The sequence below is a fragment of the Flavobacterium xylosi genome, from assembly GCF_042787345.1.
Lineage (GTDB): Bacteria > Bacteroidota > Bacteroidia > Flavobacteriales > Flavobacteriaceae > Flavobacterium > Flavobacterium xylosi.
In genome coordinates, this window is sequence record NZ_JBHZPZ010000019.1 from 54,261 (window position 1) to 75,129 (window position 20,869).

Here is a 20,869-nt window from a genome sequence, read left to right on the forward strand (position 1 = left end):
TGAGATTGAAAATAAAAAGTATTTTTTTTGAGAATTTATTCATGGAAGAGGAACTGCTGAATTGATTTATACTTATAAGCCTGTTTTATTAATGAAAACTAGTATGAACTTAAAGTTCTTATATGGTTTAAAAAACTAGAGGTGATTAGCTAATATAATTCCAGATGTTTTTCTTCTTGGTCATTTCGATAAAAACAGCTCGCAAATTAGAATGTTCCGGTTTTTGCATTCCCGAATCTTCCTTGAGTAATTTCAAAGCATAATTTCTGGCTAATGCCAAAGTGTCTCTATCTCGAACCAAATCTGCAATTTGAAGATTGAGCACGCCACTTTGTTGTGTTCCCATTAAATCACCCGGACCACGAAGCTTAAGGTCGACTTCGGCAATTTCGAAACCATCATTGGTTTTTACCATTGTTTCCATGCGGGTTTTACTGTCGGAACTCAACTTGTGACTCGTCATCAGGATGCAATAACTTTGCTCTGCACCACGACCCACACGACCGCGAAGCTGATGCAGTTGCGATAATCCAAAACGTTCCGCACTTTCGATAATCATCACGCTGGCGTTGGGAACATTCACGCCGACTTCAATTACGGTTGTGGCCACCATAATATTGGTTTTTCCTTCTGAAAAGCGCTTCATTTCCGCATCTTTGTCCGCCGGTTTCATTTTTCCGTGAAGTATGGAAATGGAATACTGCGGCAAAGGAAAATCTCTTGAAATACTCTCGTAACCATCCATTAAATCCTTGAAATCCATTTTCTCCGATTCGTGGATTAACGGATAAACAATATAGATTTGGCGACCCAAAGCGATTTCGTCCCGCAGGAATTTCCAAACCTTCAAACGATTGCTGTCAAAACGGTGAACAGTCTGAATTGGTTTTCGTCCCGGAGGTAATTCATCAATTACAGAAATGTCTAAATCGCCATACAAACTCATCGCCAAAGTTCTCGGAATAGGGGTGGCGGTCATCACCAAAACGTGTGGCGGAATTATTTCCCCTCCCTTGGAGGGGTCAGGGGTGGATTTTCGCCACAATTTAGAGCGTTGTTCTACTCCAAAACGGTGTTGTTCATCAATAACAGCTAGTCCTAAATTCTTGAATTTTACTTTGTCTTCCAGTAAAGCATGCGTTCCGATAAGTATATGTAACGTTCCGTTTTCCAGTTCTTCATGGATAATTCTTCGCTGCGCTATTTTGGTGGAACCCGTTAATATTCTGATATTGATATTTAAAGTTTCGGCTAATTCTGATAAACCAATAAAATGCTGATTGGCGAGGATTTCCGTAGGTGCCATCAAGCAGGCTTGGAAGCCATTATCGAGTGCCAAAAGCATGCTCATAAAAGCCACAATAGTTTTCCCGGAACCTACATCGCCTTGTAACAATCGGTTCATTTGGGCGTTGCTGCCCATGTCCGTTCGTATTTCTTTGATAACTCTTTTTTGGGCGTTGGTCAGTTGAAAAGGCAAATGATTCAAATAAAAATCATTAAAATATTCTCCTACTTTATCAAACGGATGTCCTTTTATCTTATGTTTCCTAATCAGATTTTTTGTGATTAATTGCAACTGAATAAAGAACAATTCTTCGAAAATTAATCGGAATTTGGCTTTCGCCAAAACTTCAGTGCTTTTTGGAAAGTGAATGTTGAATAAAGCTGCTTTTTTAGGAATCAGCTTCAATTCGTTGATTAAATAATCCGGCAAAGTTTCGGTAAACAAGGTTTGCGTTTCCAGAAACAATTGTTGCATCAGTTTATTAATCACTCGGTTTGAAATCCCGCGATTGGTCAAGGTTTCTGTCGAAGGATAAACGGGTTGCATAGCCGAACGCAGACTTTGTTCGTGCTCGCTCATCAACTCAATTTCAGGATGCGCCATATTGAATGCATTCCCAAAAGACGTGCATTTCCCGAAAATCACACACATTTCATTGAGTTTTAAACTCTCCCGGATCCATTTGTGGCCTTGAAACCAAACGAGTTCCATTTGTCCAGTATCATCCACAAAAGTAGCGACCAAACGTTTTTGGTTTCTGCCAAATTCAACGGTTTTGATGTTGATGATTTTACCGATAATCTGAACCTCGGCAATATTATTCTGCAGTTCATTAATCTTATAATACCGCGTTCTGTCAATGTATCTGTTGGGGAAAAAATTAACCAAATCAACGTACTTATAAATTCCCAATTCCTTACGCAGCAATTCGCCCCGATTGGGACCAACGCCTTTGAGGAATTCTATGGGAGTAAGTAGGAGGTTGCTCATTTATATTTTTTTGGACACGGATAAAACGGATTTGCAAAAGCAAAATTGCGGATTAAAACGGATTTTTAATTTGATGGAGCGAAGATAGTTTTTTGTTTGGAAATTTGGAATTTGAAATTGTTGGTTTTTTTTGACAATAAATTTGCTGTTGAAATAATTTAACAGTAAGTTTGTTGTCAAATAAGTTTAACAGCAAAATAATTGTCAAATGATAAATAAATGGATTAGCCCTAAAATAATAATTGGCCCTGTTGCAACAGGTGATTATTATTATCATAGGTTGGAAATTGTAGAAGATATTTGGGAAGAATTAGAAAAAGGTAATTTTGTTTTAATTGCAGCACCAAGAAGGGTAGGGAAAACATCCGTAATGAAATTTATGGTCGAAAACCCTAAAGAAAATTATAAATTAATATTTGAAAATATTCAGGGAATAAACTCAGAAGACGATTTTTATAAGATGATTTATAAACTTATTTTGGGTTTTTTGAGTGATAGTAAAAAAATAAAAAATTGGTTTTTAAAGTATTTAAAATCAAAATCAATTAGTGAAGTTGATATTACAGGTAGTTTTAAAATATCAGATCAAAAAATAGATTATTTAGAAGAAATAAATAAAATTATACCTCAATTAGGTGCTGATTGTGAAACCATTATTTTGTTAATAGACGAACTTCCAGAAGTTTTGCACAATCTTTATAAAAGTAATAAGAAAGAACAGGCAATTTCAATTTTAAAAAATTTGAGAAGGTGGAGACAGGACACACGATTTAAAAAATTGCAATTTGTATTAGCGGGTTCGATAGGAATTCATTACGTAGTAAATACAATTGAAGGCAGGAATTCAGATTTGAATGACTTAAGGAAAGTATATTGTAATCCGTTAAATGGAAGGCAGCCAAATGAATATATTGATTGGGCAACAAGGGAAGCGACAGTGAAATATAATGATGAAATAAAAGAATATTTTCTTAATAAAATACAATATTTTGTACCCTACTTTATAAATATACTTTTAAGTGAGATTGATAAAACAGCGAAACGAAGCAACAATCCTGAAATATCAAATCGAAATGTTGACGATGCTTTTGAAATGGTTATTAAAAATAACGATCATTTTAAGGATTGGAAAAAAAGATTGTCAGATTATTTGACAAATGACAATTTTATGTTTGTAAATGAAATACTTATTCACATTGCTCACAAGGAGTATATTACAATACAAACAATTTATGACAAAGCCAATAAGCATAATAAAACTTCTGACTATATGGATTTTATTAGTGACTTAGAACAAGATGGTTATATTATAGAAAACGATAAAAAGTATATTTTTATATCTCCCTTTTTGAAAGAATTTTGGAAACGTAATAACCCAATTTACAATGGATAATCAAAGCAATAATAAAGGAAAATGGTTTATTGAGCAACTCAATTTGTATCAAGCTGCCAATAGTGATAATGAATCAATTAAGAAAAATTTTATAATTAGAGGAAACGAGTTTGAATTAATTATAAACTCTTTGAAAGATAAAAATGAAAAAGATCCATTGCAACACGAATTAATTTTAGGAAGACGTGGAAGCGGAAAATCTACTTTATTGAAAAGAATTCAAATTGAAATTGAAGAAACCCCTGAATTTAGCTCAAAATATATTGCAGTAAATTTAGCCGAAGAACAAGCAGGAATTTATCGATTGTTTGATTTGTGGGAAGAAGTTATTGAAGAACTAATTTCTAAATTAAATTTAGAAATAAAACTAAAAGATTATAAAGAATTTAAGTTAGAGCAAGAATTTACAAGATATTTATATCAAGTTATTCATGAAATCTGCTTAAAAGAGAAAAAACGGATTGTTCTTCTTTTAGATAATTTTGATAGAATTGTAGAGAATTTTACAGATGATGGGAATTTGCTGCGTGAAACATTAATTAATTTTAATGATATTGAAATTGTTGCTGGAAGTACTAGAATGGATGAGCATTTTTGGCAATACGACAAACCTTTTTATGAGTTCTTCAGAAGGCATCGTTTAGAAGCGTTAAGTTCTGATGAGATTAATATGTTAATTAACCATTGGAGTGAAACTTTACAAATTCCAGAATTGAAAGATTTTGTAAAAAGCAACCGTGGTAAAATTGAAAACATTAGAATTCTAACAGATGGATTACCAAGAACTTTGCAACTATTTATTCAGATGTTATTACAGAACCCACAATTGTATGGTTATGATTATTTACGAAAAGTGATGGATAATGTAACGCCATTATATCAAGAAAGATTGAATTACTTACCGCCACAACTTCGAAAAATAATTTCTGAAATGGCTTTTATTTGGGAAGCTTGCACTACCAAACAATTAGTTGAAAAATGCAGAATGGAAAGTAAATTAATTTCTGCTAATCTAAAAACGCTTATTGATAAAGGAATTGTAGATAAATTAGAAACTTCAAAAAGGAACCACCTTTATAGAATTTCAGAACGATTCTTTAATATGTGGTTGATAATTACACAAGGGAATCCAGAACAAAAACGAAAAGCCAAATGGTTGAGCATTTTTTTAGAGAATTGGTATGATGCGAATGATTTTAAAAAACTCACAGATGAGCATATTCATAACTTAAAAGACAATAAATTAGGTTTTAATCAAGCACTTGTTTTTTCAAAAGCATTGTGTCAATGCAAATATATTTCTACATTAGAACGTGATACAATAATTGAATTAACAGAGAATTTAAACGGTAAAAAGACTAATAAAAGTTTGTTAGAATTACCTAAAAAATACAGTATAATTGAACAAGAAGTTTTTCAATTAATAGATAAAAATAAATTTGAAAAAGCACTAAAATTAGTGGAGGAAATTGAAAATGAGAAAGACGGTGAAAAATATGTATTATTAACTGATATTTATTTTTATAAAAAGGATTATAAAAATTGTGAAAAATATCTTTTGTTAGCTATTAAGAATGGGCAAATAAATTCGTTATATAATTTAGGTTTTTTATATGAAAGTCTTAAAAAATATAAATTAGCAGAAAAATATTTTTTAAAAGCAATTAAAGTTGGTGATAAGAATTCATTAAATAATCTGGCATCAATGTATTCTGATATGAATGAAAATGAAAAATCAAAAAAATATTATCTTGAAGCAATAGATAAAGGAATTATTATGGCTCACAACAATATTGCAATTTTATATTTAAATCAAAATACTAAAAAGGTTGAATCACTACAAAATATTAAAAAATTCAATCAATTAAGTCCTGATAGTAAATCAATTTACCTTGAGATTTTAATTTCAGTTTGGAATGGAATTTTTGATGATATTGAGCTTAGAATTATTAGCATAATAAGTGGAAATTTAGAATCAAATGAGACTTTAGATTTAGATGCATTTTTGACGGGTTTGCTAATTCACCACCAAAAAATGTTAGTTTTAAAACTTTTCTTAAACGAGAAAATAGGTGAAGAATTACAAGATAAATATTCAGTATTATATTATGTAACTTTATTACTAAATAATTCAAAGGAAGAAAATTTAGAATTAAAGATTCCGCCAGAAATTCAATCTACAATAGATCAAGTTATTTTAGAAATAAATGAAAGACAAGAATTTTATGGTTATCAAACAAATACTAAAAACACCTAAAAAATGACAACTCATCTCGCATTGCTACGCGGCATTAATGTTTCCGGTCATAGTATGATAAAAATGGAGGCGCTAAAAACGACTTTGGAAGCTATTGGTTTTCAAAATGTGCAAACGTATATTCAATCAGGAAATGTTTTTGTGGATACCGAAGAAGAAAATGCTGCTGCTGTTGGTTTCAAAATTAAGCAGGAAATTTTCAAGGCTTTTGGTCATGAAGTGCCTGTCGTGGTTATTGGTCCTGCGGATTTAGAAGCGTGTTTCAAGAACAATCCTTTTTTGAAGGAAAAGGATATTGATACAAAAAAGTTATATGTTGCGTTTATTTCGACCACATTGCAAAGTACCAGTATGAACGATTTGAGAATTAGTCAGTTCAAACCGGATGAAGCCAGCATTGACGGCATCAGAATTTTTATTAAATACGCTGTTGGAGCCGGAAAAACCAGATTTGATCAAAAATACATCGAAAAAAAACTAAACGTTACCGCAACTATCCGAAACTGGAATACAGTAACGCAGTTGTTGAAAATGTATGAGGAGAGATAAAGAGTTATAAAAAACTATCGATAAATAACGCCAATTCAGTTTTGTAAAAAATACCCCCATGAAACATCTTATTATTCTTATTGCTTTCCTTACTTTTTTTAATTCCTGTTCAAAGGATGCTGTACCAATAGATAGTACAGGATATTACGGAAAATGGACTTTGGTAAAAATGTCAGGTTCAATGGCTAATTCGGAAACTACGGGTGCAGCAATGGAATGGCAAGAATTTTATTTGTTCAATACTAACGGAACATTTACAAAAACCAGAAATCGAAATGGGATTAAAACTACTATTTCCGGAACCTACACCACTGAAAATAATTCGGACGCAATTTATTTTGAATTAGTGTATCCCAATGACAGCGAACTTATAGGAAGCTGTTATGGAAATCTTAAAGAGGAACTTTATTTAACTGCCAACAATACTTTGTCAAGTACTTGGAAAAACTGCGATGGTCCTGGACTGGAATATAAAAAATAAAATATCGGTCACATAATAGGACGGAATACTAAAACCAAAAATAATCGTCTGACGAAAAAGTTGGATGGTAAATACAAAATTAATTATATTTACTCTTAATAATTAACTAGCAGCATTATGCTTAGTATTTTAATTCTAACCTGTAAATAGATGACTTTTAGACTTTCTTTCCTCCTTACCGTTCTTTTTATTTGTTCTTCAATAGCGCAAAACGGAAATCCAAATGATTACTTATCGGCTCAATTTCACATGGAGCGAAGAGCAGCTTTGCGTGCTAAAATGCCTCTGAATAGTGTGGCGGTATTTTTTGGGAATCCTGTTCGGAACCGCGCCAATGATGTGGATTATGTGTATCATCAAGATCCTGATTTTTATTATTTAACAGGATACAAAGAGCCGAATTGTGTATTGGTTGTTTTTTCGAATAATCAAACGGATAAAGAAGGAAAAAGCTATAACGAAATGCTTTACGTTCAAGAAAAAAATCCGAAAGCAGAGCAATGGACTGGTGTGCGTTTAGGAACCGAAGGTGCGAAAAAAGAGTTAGGTTTTGAAAATGCTTTGAATGGAGCAGCTTTTCTGAACTCCGGAATTGACTTTAGGAGTTTTAATAATGTACTCTTTAAAGAATTTGAAGGAGACAACAAAAATTCAAAACGTGATAAAGCCGACCTGTATAAATTAATTGAAGCTTTTAAAACTCAAATAGGGTATGATGTAAAAACTGAAAAACAGACCGATTCTAATTTGCAAAATGAAATTAATACTAAAAAAGGTATTACTTCAAAAAAAACAGTTATCGATACTAAATCGATTACAACATTTATGGCGAGTTTGCGTGAGAAAAAATCCAAAGAAGAAATGGTTTTACTTACCAAAGCAGTCCGGATTTCGGCAATGGGGCAACGTGAAATCATGAAAGCGATGCATCCTGGAATGTCTGAAACGGAGATACAAGGTGTACATGAGTTTGTATATAAAAAATATGGAAGTGAGTTTGAAGGCTATCCGTCCATCGTTGGAGCCGGAAATAATGGATGTGTTTTGCACTATATAGAAAACAGCAAAATGAAAGTGGAAAATGACTTGGTTTTGATGGATTTAGGCGCTGAATACCATGGCTATACTGCCGATGTAACTCGTACTATTCCTGCTAATGGGAAATTTTCCCCAGAGCAAAAGTTAATATATGATTTAGTTTATGATGCTCAAGAAGCAGGAATTGCCACTGCCAAAATAGGAAATAGCTTTAGTGCTAATGATGATTCAGCACGTAAAATAATCAGTGATGGTTTGATGAAATTAGGAATTACTAAAACTACGGATGATTCACGAAAATATTTCCCGCATGGTACTTCACACCACATCGGTTTAGACGTTCATGATCCGGGTTTATACAACAATTTTGAAGCAAATATGGTTGTTACAGTAGAACCTGGAATTTACATCCCAAATGGAAGCGATTGTGATAAAAAATGGTGGGGAATCGCTATACGAATCGAAGATGATATTTTGGTAACGGTTAATGGTCCAGTGAATTTATCTGGGGAAGCACCAAGAAAATCAAATGAAATTGAAGCACTTATGAAAGAAAAAAGTGTTTTTGATACTTTTAATTTACCAAAATTGGATTAGAACCATCTTGAGGATTATCTAAAAAAATATAACTCCGTTGTCTCATGACTTCGGAGTTTTTTATTGAATTATTTAGCTACTAAATCACAATACCAAAACCCAAAATCAAAGGTATCGGAAGCACTTGTGTCGCAAGCGGTATTTGAGGAATCGTCTTCTTTTGGTTTTTCGTATTTTCTATAAACGATTTCGCCAATTTCAAAATCTATGGGTTTAGAAAAAATGGGTCCGTCAAAAGTAAAGGTGTGAAATTCTCCGTTTTCCCCACAAACATCTACATTTTCGGGTAAATCGTTGATGAAATCCTGGTCGATAATTCTTCCAACAAAACTTTTGTCTAAAAAGCGTTCGTTTACACAAACCACAATCGTTTTAAATCCTAAAGAAATAAATTCCTGAATGAGTTCGTGAGTTGGGATATTCCAAAGCGGAAAGACACCTTCAAAACCAATTTCAGCTAATTTGTCTTCCCTATATTTACGTAAATCTTCCAGAAATATATCTCCAAAAATAGAATGCGTTACACCTTGATCTTTTAGTTTTGCCAATGTTTCCCGCATGACTTTTTCATAGACTTCCATCGTAGGCATTTCGGGAATTTGCATAATTTCAAGCGGTAATCCCAAATTTTGGGCTTGTTGTTCCAATAATTCTACCCGAACGCCATGCATAGAAATACGCTGATATTGTTGGTTTACTTTGGTGAGCAAACAGTCAACTTCAATTTCTGGATTTTGTAAGGTTTTATATAAGGCCAGCGCAGAATCTTTTCCGCTGCTCCAATTAAAAAGGGCTTTCTTTTTCAATGTAATTTTCTTGTGAATTTCTGGAGGTAAACTTACAAAATTAGTCGGATTAGTTATGGAAACCTTTGTAACTTTGGAAATCATGTAATAATTTTAAATGCCATTATTTAAAAATAAATATCATATAGAATCGAATAGATTAAAAAATCGGGATTATTCCAGTGAAGCTATCTATTTTATAACTTTGGTTACACAAAATAGAGAATATGTTTTTGGAACCATTGATGATGACAATATGGTATTAAACGATAATGGAAAAATCATAGAAAAAGAATTGCGTAAATCAATAGCAATTAGAGAACGCTGGTTTTTTCATAATTGGGTCATTATGCCCAATCATATTCATTTGTTGATTGAAATAAAAAAGGATAATTCCATCTCGTCTTTAGAGACGCACAATGTAGAGACGCACTGCAGTGCGTCTCTACAATTGGAATTGAAATCAGAATCAAAATCGTTCAAATTATCTCGAAAACCTAAATCCATTTCTTCGTTTGTTGCGATTTTTAAATCGGTTACAACCAAACAAATAAATTTATTGATGGATTATGGTACAGAACGTAGAGACTCACTGCAGTGCATCTCTACCGAAGAACCGGAACGATTAATCGTAAACACAATTTGGCAATCAAATTATCACGATCATATCGTCAGAAATTATAATTCATTCGATAAAATATATAATTACATAAAAAATAATCCAAAAAATTGGAATACAGATTCCATATATTCAAAAGAATGAAATACATTTTCCTCTTACTCACAGCCATAACATTTGCGCAACAAACCAAATCTGTTGATTTTAAATCGGTTCGTGGACAGATAACAATAAATCCTCAAGATAAATCGGTTAAAGGGGCGGTTAGTTATTGGTTTGATGTATTACTACCCGTAGATACCATTAAAATCGATGCTCAAAATATGAATTTTACCGATGTAGAATTGAATCAGAAAGAAATCCAATTTACTACTGATGGAAAACAAATTGTATTGATTTCGTCCTTCAAAAAAGGGACCAATAACATTAGTTTTAATTATGTTGCTAAACCTAAGCAAGCGATGTATTTTGTTGGTTCTGAAGCGAATGATAATGTACAAATCTGGACACAGGGACAAGGAAAAAACACCAGCAATTGGCTTCCAAGCTTTGATGATGTAAAAGAGAAAGTAATCTTTAGTCTAGAAGTAGTTGTTGATTCAAAATACCAAGTAATTTCGAACGGAATTTTAAAAAGCAAGGTAAATAACGATTCGATGACGTTTTGGAGATTCAACATGCAAAAACCAATGAGTTCGTATTTACTAATGCTTGCCATTGGGAAATTTGAAAAACAAACACAGCAATCAAACTCGGGAATTCCATTAGAAATGTACTATGAACCTAAAGACAAATCTAAGTTTGAACCCACGTATCGCTATTCAAAAAGAATGTTTGATTTTTTAGAAAAAGAAATAGGAGTGAAGTATCCTTGGGGAATTTATAAACAAGCTCCCGTCCGAGAATTTTTATACGCAGGAATGGAAAACACATCGGCAACGCTTTTCAATACGCGTTATGTGGTGGATAATAAAGGTTTTGAGGACCGAAGCTATACCAATGTCAACGCGCATGAATTGGCGCATCAGTGGTTTGGAAATCTCGTCACTGCCGAAAGCAGCAAGCATCATTGGCTCCAGGAAGGATTTGCGACTTATTATGCATTGCTGGCTGAGAGGGAAATTTATGGCGAAGATTATTTTTATTCCAAATTATATGAATCGGCGCAACAATTGAAATTTGCTTCCAGAACAGATACGATTCCAGTTTTGAATGCCAAAGCGAGTTCGTTGACTTTCTATCAAAAAGGCGCTTGGGCATTGTTTGTTTTACACGAAGCAATAGGTGACAAGGCATTTAAAAAAGCGGTAAAGTCTTATTTGAAAAAACATTCGTTTCAAACCGTAAATACGCAAGATTTCTTTAATGAAATCAAGAAAGTATCTGATTATGATTTAAATAATTTTAGTGAAGTATGGCTTGAGACAGCTATTTTTAATACACAACATGCTAACACTTTATTAAATAAAAATAAATCGATTCAAGTACTGTTTGAAGTAGAAAAATTAAAAAATAAACCGTTATCTGAGAAAGAATATTTTTTCACGAAAACGCTACAGTCTGATGTTTGTTTTTCAGTGAAAGAAGCAATTGTCAATCAATTAAAAGAAGAAGATTTTCAAGATAAATCAGCGCTTTTAAGCTTGGCTTTGGCTACTAAAAATGTACAAGTTCGCCAAATAGTTGCGGCAACAGTAAATGAAATACCGGAAAGTTTCAGAATGGAATATGAAACTTTAGTAGATGATAAATCGTATCAGACACAAGAAACAGCGTTATATAATTTGTGGAATAATTTTTCTGAACAACGCTCTGAATATTTGGATAAATCAAAAGATTGGCAAGGTTTCAATGATTATAATTTAAGAACACTCTGGTTATCTCTGGCGTTATCTACCTCTGGTTATGCTGTGGATAAAGAAGCATTGGTAAAGGAATTAATAAATTATTCTTCAACTAATTATGAGGCGAATACAATACAAAATTCCTTAGAGAAATTATTGGCTTTTAATATAATTAACGATATTGTTTTGAAAAATTTGGTCAGCGCAACCACGCATCACATGTGGCAATTTTCGAAATTTGGAAGAGACAATATCAGAAAACTGCTGAAAAATAAGGAAATGAGAGTTTCCTTCGAAAGGATTCTACCAAATTTAAATGAAACGGAGCAATTTCAACTGAATCGGTTGTTGCAAGAGTAGCAATTAAAAATGGAATTTTGTGCTCTTTTTTTTTGAAAAGAACTGATATGACTTATAAGGTTAAATTTATTAACATATAAGCCATGTAAGTTCATTATAGGAAATACAATAAATTTTCTACCACAATTGTCCCACTTCGTTTTTGATATAAGCCAAAGCAGCATTACTTGGAGATTGTTTTTCCATTAAATCATTCAAAAGCACTTCACGTAATTTATCAGCGCTATCTACACGGTCGTTCATATTTGCTTTACGAATCATTTGAATGGTAGCATTTTTGGCTGTCACAATAATCGTCCAGCATTCCTCTGACATGTATATTTGTTGCGTCAAATTATGTTCAAATTCCTGTTCGATTTGTGCGATTATTAAGTTTTCATAATCATTTTTATCCTGTGAAAGAGGCGCTATTCGAATCAATAATTTTGTTGGATTGATACGTTCCATATACAATGTCATACGCTCAAATGCTTGCAAGCGTAAGGGCAAAGCGTTTTTTTGAGCCTCTTTGTTTAACAAATAACGGCGTCTTCCTTCTTCGTTTTTGGTATGGAGATCAAAAAAATAATAGGCAACAAGTCCTGTGACAACTGCTGGTAAAGTATAACTTAGTAATTCTATGATTGGTAATGATTCCATTTTTCTTTTAAGATTTATTAAAAGCAAAAATATACTTTTTTGACTACAAATCAACTTCATTTTATTAGCAATAAATCAATTCGAATAGTATTTTTACCATTTGTACCTGAATATTTAATATCTATTATTAGAATGGAAACATACGTATTGGTTTTACTTTGTTTAGCTGCTTTTGCTGCGGGATTTATTGATGCTATTGTAGGCGGCGGCGGACTGATACAAACGCCTATGGGCTTGATATTATTGCCTAATTTACCCGTTTCAACAGTAATTGGAACCTTGAAAGTTCCTGCTTTTAGTGGTACTTCTTTTGCTGCCTATCAATATCTTAAAAAGGTTGATATGAACTGGAAGTTGCTGGGAATCATGATGCTTTTGGCTTTTCCTTCTGCATTTTTAGGTTCTACATTATTGACGTATGTGAGTAATGATTTCATGAAACCATTATTACTAGTTGTTCTTTCGTTTTTAGTAGTTTATACCTATGCAAAGAAAAATTTTGGGCAACATATTGAAAAGACTCATTCTCCCAGAACACAAATCCTGAATGCGATTGCAATCAGTTTTGTAGTGGGCTTGTACGATGGATTTATTGGTCCAGGAACTGGTAGCTTTCTAGTCGTAGCGTTTATCGCAATCATGGGATTTGATTTTCTGCACGCTTCCGCAAATGCTAAAATGGTGAACCTGTCGACTAATTTTGGATCTATTTGCCTTTTTATTTTAAAAGGTAAAATTATTTGGGCAATAGCGATCCCAATGGCGGCCAGTAATGCTTTTGGAGGATGGATTGGCGCAAAATTAGCCATCAATAAAGGAAATAGTTTCATTCGGATTTTCTTTTTAGTGGTTGTAATCGGTACGTTAATTCGTTTTGCCTATGATGTGTTTTTCAAATAATAAATACAGAATGTCTTATTAAAATTAATAGCAAAATGAATTAGCCAATTGTTGCTTTTTGGTACTCAAAACCTCATTCAAAATCGCTATTTTTGCATAATATAATTTAAAAATTTCCATGCATAAATATATCGATCAACTTAACGAAGCGCAGCGCGAACCGGTTCTACAAAAAGACGGTCCTATGATCATTATTGCAGGAGCAGGTTCCGGTAAAACGCGGGTGTTGACAATTAGAATTGCTTATTTGATGAATCAGGGAGTGGATGCATTTAGCATTCTGTCTTTGACTTTTACCAACAAAGCAGCGCGAGAAATGAAAAAACGTATCTCTGATATTGTTGGAGCCGGTGAGGCCAAAAACCTTTGGATGGGAACTTTTCACTCGGTTTTTGCCCGAATTCTTCGTTCAGAAGCGGAACATTTAGGTTATCCTTCGAATTTTACCATATATGATTCCCAAGATTCACTTCGTGCCATTTCTGGGATTATCAAAGAAATGCAGTTGGACAGAGATGTATACAAACCAAAACAGGTTTTAAGCAGGATTTCCAATTTCAAAAATAGTTTAATTACGGTAAAAGCGTATTTCAATGATCCCGATTTGCAAGAAGCCGATGCGATGTCTAAAAAACCTCGAATGGGTGAAATTTATCAAAACTATGTAGACCGATGTTTCAAAGCGGGAGCAATGGATTTTGATGACTTGCTTTTAAAAACCAATGAGTTGCTGACTCGTTTTCCAGAAGTTTTGGCTAAGTACCAAAACCGATTCAGATATATATTGGTAGATGAGTACCAAGATACGAACCACTCTCAGTACTTGATTGTTAGAGCATTGTCTGATAAATTTCAAAATATTTGTGTGGTAGGTGATGATGCACAAAGTATTTATGCATTTCGTGGAGCAAACATCAACAACATCCTGAATTTCCAGAAGGATTATGAAGGGGTAAAAACCTTTCGATTGGAACAGAATTATCGTTCGACAAAAAATATTGTGGAAGCGGCGAATACCATCATCGATAAAAATAAAGTAAAACTGGATAAAATAGTTTGGACCGCCAATGATTTTGGTCCAAAAATAAAAGTGCACCGCAGTTTAACGGACAACGAAGAAGGCCGATTTGTTGCGAGTACGATTTGGGAGCAAAAAATGCAAAACCAGTTGCCTAATGGCGCTTTTGCTATTTTGTACCGTACCAATGCACAATCTCGAGCTATGGAAGATGCCTTGCGAAAAAGAGATATTCCGTACCGAATTTATGGAGGACTTTCTTTTTATCAAAGGAAAGAAGTTAAGGATGTTTTGTGTTATTTACGATTAGTTATCAATCCAAAAGATGAGGAAGCATTAGTGCGCGTAATCAATTATCCAGCTCGTGGAATTGGGAATACTACAATCGAGAAATTAACCATTGCCGCCAATCATTACAAGCGTTCGATATTTGAAGTAATGCAGAATATAGAAAAAATTGACTTAAAATTAAACTCAGGAACGAAACAAAAACTACTTGATTTTGTGACGATGATTCAGAGTTTTCAAGCTATAAATGAAAATCAGGATGCTTTTTATCTTGCGGATCACGTTGCCAAAAAAACGGGATTGGTACAAGAATTAAAGAAAGATGCGACTCCTGAGGGAATGGCTAAAATCCAAAACATTGAAGAATTATTAAACGGTATCAAGGATTTCACTGAAGGACAAAAAGAAGTTGATGGCGCTAGAGGTGCATTAGCGGAGTTTATGGAAGATGTGGCTTTGGCAACTGATTTAGATAAAGATACAAGTGACGAAGATCGTGTAGCGTTAATGACGATTCACTTGGCGAAAGGATTGGAATTTCCTCATGTTTTCGTGGTAGGAATGGAAGAAGATTTGTTTCCGAGTGCGATGAGTATGAGTACCAGAAGTGAATTGGAAGAGGAACGTCGTTTATTTTATGTGGCTTTGACAAGAGCGGAGCATCAAGCGTATTTGACCTATGCGCAATCGCGTTACCGTTGGGGAAAATTGACTGATAGTGAACCTTCCCGTTTTATTGAGGAAATCGACAGTCAATATCTGGAATATATGACACCGCCTGAAAATAATTACCGTTATAAACCGATGATTGACAGTGATATTTTTGGTGATGTGGACAAATCCAAATTGCGTTTGGCAAAACCAATAGGAGGGACACCGCCAAAATCAATTGTTACTAATGAAACTAATTCGGATATTAATGTTCGTAAATTGAAACCGGTTTCCAGTAATGCAGCCTCTTCTGGAAGTGCGAATTTATTTGACAACAAACTGGTTGCAGGAAATATTGTTATGCACGAACGATTTGGAAAAGGTGAAGTTGTTAATATGGAAGGCGTTGGTGCGGATAAAAAAGCAGAAATCAAGTTTGAAGTTGGCGGAATCAAGAAATTATTATTGCGATTTGCAAAACTGGATATTATAGGATAGTATCCAGTCGTCAGTTTTTCAGTGTTCAGTGACAGTTGAAGTAAATCTAAAACTAGATGTCTAAACTTTTAAATCAGGAAATCAAAAATAGTTAATCAAAAATCTTCAATCTCATGGCTCAATTTATAAAAATATACGAAGATAAACCAAACGAAGCGGCGATTGCCAAAGTAGTTAAGGTTCTTAAAGATGGCGGATTAGTGATTTACCCAACCGATACTGTTTACGGATTAGGTTGCGATATTACGAATACCAAAGCTTTGGAACGAATAGCAAAAATCAAAGGAATTAAGCTGGAAAAAGCAAATTTCTCCTTCATTTGCCATGATTTAAGTAATTTATCAGATTACGTAAGGCAAATTGATACGGCAACTTTCAAAATATTAAAAAGGGCTTTACCTGGTCCGTACACTTTTATTTTACCGGGTAATAATAACTTACCTAAGGAGTTTAAAAAGAAAACAACAGTCGGAATTAGGGTTCCCGATAATTCAATAGCTTTAGAAATTGTTAAGCAACTGGGAAATCCCATCATTTCTACTTCGATTCGTGACGATGATGATGTGATAGAATACACTACAGATCCGGAACTCATTTTCGAAAAATGGCAAAACTTAGTTGATATTGTAATTGATGGTGGTTATGGAGATAATGTAGGTTCTACGATTATCGATTTGTCAGGAGATGAGCCTATAGTTGTCAGAGAAGGAAAAGGGAGTTTAGATATTCTTTAGATTATATTCAGTAAAAATCATATAAAAAAAACGTCTTGATTTCTCAAGACGTTTTTTGTTTCAACAATGTAAACTGCTATCTAATTACTTTTGTTGTTTTTTCATTTCTTTTTCAATCATTTCATAGAATTGATCAATTTTAGGCAATACAACAATACGAGTTCTTCTGTTACGCGATCTGTTTTCTGCAGAATCGTTAGCTACTAAAGGAATGTATGAACTTCTTCCTGCAGCAATTAATTGTTCTGGTTTAACACCTAGTTGATTCGTTAACACACGAATGATTGAAGTAGAACGTTTTACACTTAAATCCCAGTTGTCCAATAAAATTCCTGAACCATTATAAGGAACATTATCAGTATGTCCTTCAACCATACATTCAAAATCAGGTTTGTCATTTATCACTTTAGCTACTTTAGCCAAAACACCTTTTGCTCTGTCAGTTACATCATAACTTCCAGTTTTAAACAATAGTTTGTCTGCAATAGATATAAATACCACTCCTTTTTCAACATTTATTTCGATATCTGGGTCAGAAATTCCAACAGCACTTTTTAAACTAGTAACAACAGCAAGAGTTACACTGTCTTTTTTAGTTAATGCGTCTTGCATTCTGCTTATTTTCAAATCTTTCTCTTTGATAGATTCTAAAGCTTTTTCAATGTTTTCAGCTCCTTTCGTAGACAAGATCGTCATGTCTTTAGAAGTACTTATCAAACCGGTATTTTGCTCTTTCAAACCAGCTACAGTAGCAGTAAGTCCGGCTTTTTCTTCTAGGCAAGAATTTAATTTTACGGTACAAGTATTCAATAAATCTTGAGTTTCTTTGTTTCTGGCTTCTAAATCAGTGTATTTCTTTTTTGAAACACAAGAAGTTAAAAGTGCTAATACGGATAAGGCTATTACTATTCTTTTCATAAAATGTTAATTTAATTAGACGTGAATTACAAATTTAGTTTTTAATATTTATTCCTATGCCAAATATATCACTAAATATTTTGACTTTTTTGATGAAGTATAAATAAACGATGCTTTTTTCATTATAGTATTTTTCCGATTGAAATTTGTCCCTTTTTTGGTAATGAACGTAATAAAGAGTGTAAAAAGAACCGTGTGCCTTTAATATTGCCATAAAATGCATGAATTTTCCTTGAAGAATAAATTGTAATCCAGCAATTGCATCCAACACCATTCGGCAAAATAAAATCCAATACAATCTATCTTCTGGTAAATTTTTGGTCAGCATTAACAATGAATTTCTAAAGTTCAAATACGTTTTTTTGGGATTCCCCTGTTGTAAAGTAGCTCCACCAACATGAAAAACCACTGATTCCGAAATGTATTTTATTGTATATCCCTTGTTGAAAGCGCGCCAACATAAATCAATTTCTTCCTGATGCGCAAAAAAGTCAGCATCAAAACCTTTCAATTCGTTATAAACAGAACTTCGTATGAAAAAACAAGCCCCCGAAGCCCAAAATATCTCCCTATTATCATTGTATTGTCCGCTATCTTTTTCCAAAGTATCAAAAATGCGGCCTCTACAAAACGGGTAACCATATTTATCAATAAATCCACCTGCAGCCCCAGCATATTCAAAGTATTCTTTACGTTTAAAATCTAATATTTTAGGCTGGATAATAGCCGTATGAGATTCGATTTCGAAAGTTTTAATGATGGGTTGCAACCAATTTTCGGTAACTTCAATATCTGAGTTTACCAAAGCATAAATTTCGGCATTGATATGTTTTAATGCTTCGTTATATCCGCCGGCAAAACCTAAATTAGAATCATTTTTCACTATTTTAACCGAAGAAAAATTAGCCATTACAAACGAAATGGAATCATCTGTTGAAGCATTATCGGCTAGGTGAACAGTGGCTTCAGGCGAGTATTTTATTACCGACGGTAAAAATTGTTCCAATAATTGTACTCCGTTCCAATTGAGTATGACAACAGCTATTTTCATTCAGAAGGTTCCGTTTTTAGATTAATTAATGTGTAATCTGGCAATTCTTTTAGAAACTGATATTTTTCATTCTCAAAATCCATTTGGCAAAAGTAATGATTCAAACCATTGGAGACCATCAAAAATTGCGACTTCATTGTCATATTATAGCGGGCAATTTGGTCAAAAGTAGCTTGGGCTATTTTTATCGTTGGGGCTTTGCATTCGATTAAAACAAAAATAGAACCATCAGAATTAAAAACCACAACATCATATCGTTTTCGTAATCCGTTGACTATTAAAACTTTTTCTACATTTATTAATGATTTAGGATATTTTTTTTCTTCCAATAAAAATTGGACAACATGCTGACGCACCCATTCTTCGGGTGTGAGAATGATAAATTTTTTCCTGATTTCATCAAAAATGGAGACTTTATTTTCGCTATTTTTGAAACGGAAAGTATAGGAGGGAAAATTTAATTGCTGCATTAAGCAAAAATAGTTATTTAGTTTAAAGTTTAAGGTTTAAAGTTTCATACGATTCAACAAACTTTAAACTTTAGACTTTAAACAAAAAAGAAAATGGACGAAGTATTAAAAATTGTAAATGATATAAAAAGCTGCAACATCAAACCAATCTATTTTTTGATGGGTGAAGAGCCGTACTATATTGACAAATTATCCGATTACATTGAAAAAAATGTCCTTACCGAAGAGGAAAAAGGTTTCAATCAAACGGTTTTATATGGCCGCGATGTTTCTATAGAAGACATTATATCAACAGCCAAGCGTTATCCTATGATGGCAGATCGTCAGGTGGTAATTGTAAAAGAAGCACAGGATTTAATCCGGACGATTGATAAACTGGAAAGTTATGCTGAAAATCCAATGCCTTCAACGGTTTTAGTTTTTTGTTACAAATACAAAACGTTGGATAAACGAAAAAAAATAACCAAACTGTTAGCTAAAAATGGTGTTGTTTTCGAAAGTAAAAAACTGTACGAAAACCAAGTTGGGGATTGGATTAAACGTGTTTTAGCTGGTAAAAAATATGCAATAGAGCCTAAAGCCACGGCAATGCTGGTAGAATTTTTGGGAACGGATTTGAGTAAAATAAACAATGAACTCGAAAAATTACAGATTATTCTGCCTGCCGGAAGTACAATAACTCCTAAGCATATTGAGGAAAATATAGGTTTTAGTAAAGATTTTAATGTCTTTGAATTGCGAAAAGCATTGGGAGAGCGCAACCAATTGAAAGCCTATACAATAGCCGAAAATTTCGCCCAAAATCCAAAAGATAACCCAATGGTCGTGACTACGAGTTTGGTATTTGGTTTCTTTATCCAGTTGTTGAAATACCATGGTTTGAAAGATAGAAATCCTAAAAATGTGGCAGCAGTTTTAGGTGTAAATCCTTTTTTCCTCAAAGAATATGATGTGGCATTGAAGAATTATCCAATGAAAAAAGTGAGCCAGATTGTGGGAGCTTTAAGAGATATTGACGTCAAAAGTAAAGGTGTTGGTGCTAATGCCTTATCTCAATCGGATCTATTAAGAGAAATGCTTTATAAAATATTTAATTAAAGGGTAAAAAATCCCGATATTTGCAGTCCCGTTCCGAGGCTTCGGAATCGAGGATTAAAAAATAAAATACCACAATTATGGGAATGAATAAAAACACTATTTTAGGATGGGCAACTTTAATAATGATTCTGATGGGATTACTCTTAATAGGATTAGGAGCTTTCCGATACAGTGATGTTTCAGGATGGGGATTTGCCGCCGTAGGTGTTGGATTTTTAGCTAATGCTTGGGTATTTAGTTCTCTTAAGGGAAGACTTTAAAAGTTATTGTAAATATTGAATTTTATAATAGCAGGATTCAAGTTATAAATGCAACTTTTTGATTAAACATATAATTAGGTGTTTCAAAATTAAATCTTTTTCTTGGTCTATTGTTTAATTTCTCTTGTATTTCTATAATTTTC

At 33.4% G+C, this 20,869-nt stretch carries 18 protein-coding genes and 1 pseudogene; 12 read left to right on the forward strand and 7 right to left on the reverse strand.

Annotated elements, in window-relative coordinates; translation table 11 throughout:
* Positions 1 to 145: 145 nt before the first annotated feature.
* Positions 146 to 2,278, reverse strand: a complete 2,133-nt coding sequence (gene recG / locus ACFX5E_RS14090) for an ATP-dependent DNA helicase RecG (protein ID WP_379855798.1) — start codon at positions 2,276 to 2,278, stop codon at positions 146 to 148.
* Positions 2,279 to 2,486: 208 nt separating this feature from the next.
* On the opposite strand from recG, the gene ACFX5E_RS14095 reads away from it, so the two are divergent.
* From ACFX5E_RS14095 to ACFX5E_RS14115, 5 genes are all read left to right on the forward strand, one after another.
* Complete coding sequence (locus tag ACFX5E_RS14095; protein WP_379855799.1) at positions 2,487 to 3,671, forward strand: ATP-binding protein; 1,185 nt, start codon at positions 2,487 to 2,489, stop codon at positions 3,669 to 3,671.
* Entirely contained in the window at positions 3,664 to 5,928 is a 2,265-nt protein-coding gene (locus tag ACFX5E_RS14100; RefSeq protein WP_379855800.1) for a tetratricopeptide repeat protein, read from the forward strand. The genes ACFX5E_RS14095 and ACFX5E_RS14100 overlap by 8 nt, the downstream gene beginning before the upstream one ends.
* Positions 5,929 to 5,931: 3 nt before the next feature.
* Positions 5,932 to 6,477 (forward strand): DUF1697 domain-containing protein, encoded by a 546-nt coding sequence (locus ACFX5E_RS14105; RefSeq protein ID WP_379855801.1) that lies wholly within the window; start codon positions 5,932 to 5,934, stop codon positions 6,475 to 6,477.
* Positions 6,478 to 6,535: 58 nt separating this feature from the next.
* Positions 6,536 to 6,958, forward strand: coding sequence for a hypothetical protein (locus ACFX5E_RS14110; RefSeq protein WP_379855802.1), 423 nt, complete (start codon positions 6,536 to 6,538; stop codon positions 6,956 to 6,958).
* A 150-nt stretch (positions 6,959 to 7,108) separates the two neighbouring features.
* On the forward strand, positions 7,109 to 8,593 hold the full coding sequence (locus ACFX5E_RS14115) for an aminopeptidase P N-terminal domain-containing protein (RefSeq protein WP_379855803.1): 1,485 nt from the start codon (positions 7,109 to 7,111) through the stop codon (positions 8,591 to 8,593).
* Positions 8,594 to 8,661: 68 nt separating this feature from the next.
* On the opposite strand, the gene ACFX5E_RS14120 is transcribed toward ACFX5E_RS14115, so the two are convergent.
* The gene (locus ACFX5E_RS14120; RefSeq protein WP_379855814.1) at positions 8,662 to 9,399 is read right to left on the reverse strand and encodes a Dph6-related ATP pyrophosphatase; all 738 of its coding nucleotides are present in this window, start codon (positions 9,397 to 9,399) and stop codon (positions 8,662 to 8,664) included.
* 97 nt (positions 9,400 to 9,496) lie between these two features.
* Here ACFX5E_RS14120 and ACFX5E_RS14125 point away from each other — a divergent pair, with 97 nt between their 5' ends.
* Both ACFX5E_RS14125 and ACFX5E_RS14130 read left to right on the forward strand, forming a co-directional pair.
* On the forward strand, positions 9,497 to 10,141 hold the full coding sequence (locus tag ACFX5E_RS14125; protein WP_379855804.1) for a transposase: 645 nt from the start codon (positions 9,497 to 9,499) through the stop codon (positions 10,139 to 10,141).
* Positions 10,138 to 12,201: a M1 family metallopeptidase gene (locus tag ACFX5E_RS14130; protein WP_379855805.1), complete on the forward strand. Its 2,064-nt coding sequence runs from the start codon at positions 10,138 to 10,140 to the stop codon at positions 12,199 to 12,201. The genes ACFX5E_RS14125 and ACFX5E_RS14130 overlap by 4 nt, the downstream gene beginning before the upstream one ends.
* Positions 12,202 to 12,318: 117 nt before the next feature.
* Here the strand turns inward: ACFX5E_RS14130 and ACFX5E_RS14135 are convergent, their stop codons facing one another.
* Positions 12,319 to 12,840 carry a DUF7935 family protein gene (locus ACFX5E_RS14135; protein ID WP_379855806.1) on the reverse strand — a complete coding sequence of 174 codons (522 nt, stop codon included), beginning with the start codon at positions 12,838 to 12,840 and terminating at the stop codon, positions 12,319 to 12,321.
* A gap of 132 nt (positions 12,841 to 12,972) precedes the next feature.
* Here ACFX5E_RS14135 and ACFX5E_RS14140 point away from each other — a divergent pair, with 132 nt between their 5' ends.
* The 3 genes from ACFX5E_RS14140 to ACFX5E_RS14150 all read left to right on the forward strand — a co-directional run bounded on the left by ACFX5E_RS14140 (position 12,973) and on the right by ACFX5E_RS14150 (position 16,929).
* The gene (locus ACFX5E_RS14140; protein WP_379855807.1) at positions 12,973 to 13,740 is read left to right on the forward strand and encodes a sulfite exporter TauE/SafE family protein; all 768 of its coding nucleotides are present in this window, start codon (positions 12,973 to 12,975) and stop codon (positions 13,738 to 13,740) included.
* Between the two features lie 118 nt (positions 13,741 to 13,858).
* On the forward strand, positions 13,859 to 16,195 hold the full coding sequence (locus ACFX5E_RS14145; RefSeq protein WP_379855808.1) for an ATP-dependent helicase: 2,337 nt from the start codon (positions 13,859 to 13,861) through the stop codon (positions 16,193 to 16,195).
* A 113-nt stretch (positions 16,196 to 16,308) separates the two neighbouring features.
* The gene (locus tag ACFX5E_RS14150; RefSeq protein WP_379855809.1) at positions 16,309 to 16,929 is read left to right on the forward strand and encodes an L-threonylcarbamoyladenylate synthase; all 621 of its coding nucleotides are present in this window, start codon (positions 16,309 to 16,311) and stop codon (positions 16,927 to 16,929) included.
* Positions 16,930 to 17,013: 84 nt separating this feature from the next.
* Here the strand turns inward: ACFX5E_RS14150 and ACFX5E_RS14155 are convergent, their stop codons facing one another.
* The 3 genes from ACFX5E_RS14155 to ACFX5E_RS14165 are packed head-to-tail and all read right to left on the reverse strand — an operon-like array spanning position 17,014 to position 19,368.
* Positions 17,014 to 17,847: an OmpA/MotB family protein gene (locus ACFX5E_RS14155; protein ID WP_379855810.1), complete on the reverse strand. Its 834-nt coding sequence runs from the start codon at positions 17,845 to 17,847 to the stop codon at positions 17,014 to 17,016.
* A 34-nt stretch (positions 17,848 to 17,881) separates the two neighbouring features.
* Positions 17,882 to 18,898 carry a glycosyltransferase family 2 protein gene (locus tag ACFX5E_RS14160; protein ID WP_379855811.1) on the reverse strand — a complete coding sequence of 339 codons (1,017 nt, stop codon included), beginning with the start codon at positions 18,896 to 18,898 and terminating at the stop codon, positions 17,882 to 17,884.
* Positions 18,895 to 19,368 (reverse strand): type I restriction enzyme HsdR N-terminal domain-containing protein, encoded by a 474-nt coding sequence (locus ACFX5E_RS14165; RefSeq protein WP_379855812.1) that lies wholly within the window; start codon positions 19,366 to 19,368, stop codon positions 18,895 to 18,897. Before ACFX5E_RS14165 ends, ACFX5E_RS14160 begins: the two co-directional genes overlap by 4 nt.
* 93 nt (positions 19,369 to 19,461) lie before the next feature.
* Here ACFX5E_RS14165 and holA point away from each other — a divergent pair, with 93 nt between their 5' ends.
* Together holA and ACFX5E_RS14175 are read left to right on the forward strand one after the other, a co-directional pair.
* Entirely contained in the window at positions 19,462 to 20,466 is a 1,005-nt protein-coding gene (gene holA / locus ACFX5E_RS14170) for a DNA polymerase III subunit delta (protein ID WP_379855813.1), read from the forward strand.
* A gap of 77 nt (positions 20,467 to 20,543) precedes the next feature.
* Complete coding sequence (locus tag ACFX5E_RS14175; protein WP_196851371.1) at positions 20,544 to 20,726, forward strand: CAL67264 family membrane protein; 183 nt, start codon at positions 20,544 to 20,546, stop codon at positions 20,724 to 20,726.
* Between the two features lie 37 nt (positions 20,727 to 20,763).
* On the opposite strand, the pseudogene ACFX5E_RS16270 reads toward ACFX5E_RS14175, so the two are convergent.
* Positions 20,764 to 20,869 (reverse strand): annotated as a pseudogene (locus ACFX5E_RS16270) (IS30 family transposase); the annotation flags it as partial.

Excerpts from the sequence above, each read along its gene's own strand:
- recG (WP_379855798.1), bottom strand. The coding sequence starts at position 2,278 with ATGAGCAACCTCCTACTTACTCCCATAGAATTCCTCAAAGGCGTTGGT.
- ACFX5E_RS14095 (WP_379855799.1), top strand. The coding sequence starts at position 2,487 with ATGATAAATAAATGGATTAGCCCTAAAATAATAATTGGCCCTGTTGCA.
- ACFX5E_RS14100 (WP_379855800.1), top strand. The coding sequence starts at position 3,664 with ATGGATAATCAAAGCAATAATAAAGGAAAATGGTTTATTGAGCAACTC.
- ACFX5E_RS14105 (WP_379855801.1), top strand. The coding sequence starts at position 5,932 with ATGACAACTCATCTCGCATTGCTACGCGGCATTAATGTTTCCGGTCAT.
- ACFX5E_RS14110 (WP_379855802.1), top strand. The coding sequence starts at position 6,536 with ATGAAACATCTTATTATTCTTATTGCTTTCCTTACTTTTTTTAATTCC.
- ACFX5E_RS14115 (WP_379855803.1), top strand. The coding sequence starts at position 7,109 with ATGACTTTTAGACTTTCTTTCCTCCTTACCGTTCTTTTTATTTGTTCT.
- ACFX5E_RS14125 (WP_379855804.1), top strand. The coding sequence starts at position 9,497 with ATGCCATTATTTAAAAATAAATATCATATAGAATCGAATAGATTAAAA.
- ACFX5E_RS14130 (WP_379855805.1), top strand. The coding sequence starts at position 10,138 with ATGAAATACATTTTCCTCTTACTCACAGCCATAACATTTGCGCAACAA.
- ACFX5E_RS14135 (WP_379855806.1), bottom strand. The coding sequence starts at position 12,840 with ATGGAATCATTACCAATCATAGAATTACTAAGTTATACTTTACCAGCA.
- ACFX5E_RS14140 (WP_379855807.1), top strand. The coding sequence starts at position 12,973 with ATGGAAACATACGTATTGGTTTTACTTTGTTTAGCTGCTTTTGCTGCG.
- ACFX5E_RS14145 (WP_379855808.1), top strand. The coding sequence starts at position 13,859 with ATGCATAAATATATCGATCAACTTAACGAAGCGCAGCGCGAACCGGTT.
- ACFX5E_RS14150 (WP_379855809.1), top strand. The coding sequence starts at position 16,309 with ATGGCTCAATTTATAAAAATATACGAAGATAAACCAAACGAAGCGGCG.
- ACFX5E_RS14155 (WP_379855810.1), bottom strand. The coding sequence starts at position 17,847 with ATGAAAAGAATAGTAATAGCCTTATCCGTATTAGCACTTTTAACTTCT.
- ACFX5E_RS14160 (WP_379855811.1), bottom strand. The coding sequence starts at position 18,898 with ATGAAAATAGCTGTTGTCATACTCAATTGGAACGGAGTACAATTATTG.
- ACFX5E_RS14165 (WP_379855812.1), bottom strand. The coding sequence starts at position 19,368 with ATGCAGCAATTAAATTTTCCCTCCTATACTTTCCGTTTCAAAAATAGC.
- holA (WP_379855813.1), top strand. The coding sequence starts at position 19,462 with ATGGACGAAGTATTAAAAATTGTAAATGATATAAAAAGCTGCAACATC.
- ACFX5E_RS14175 (WP_196851371.1), top strand. The coding sequence starts at position 20,544 with ATGGGAATGAATAAAAACACTATTTTAGGATGGGCAACTTTAATAATG.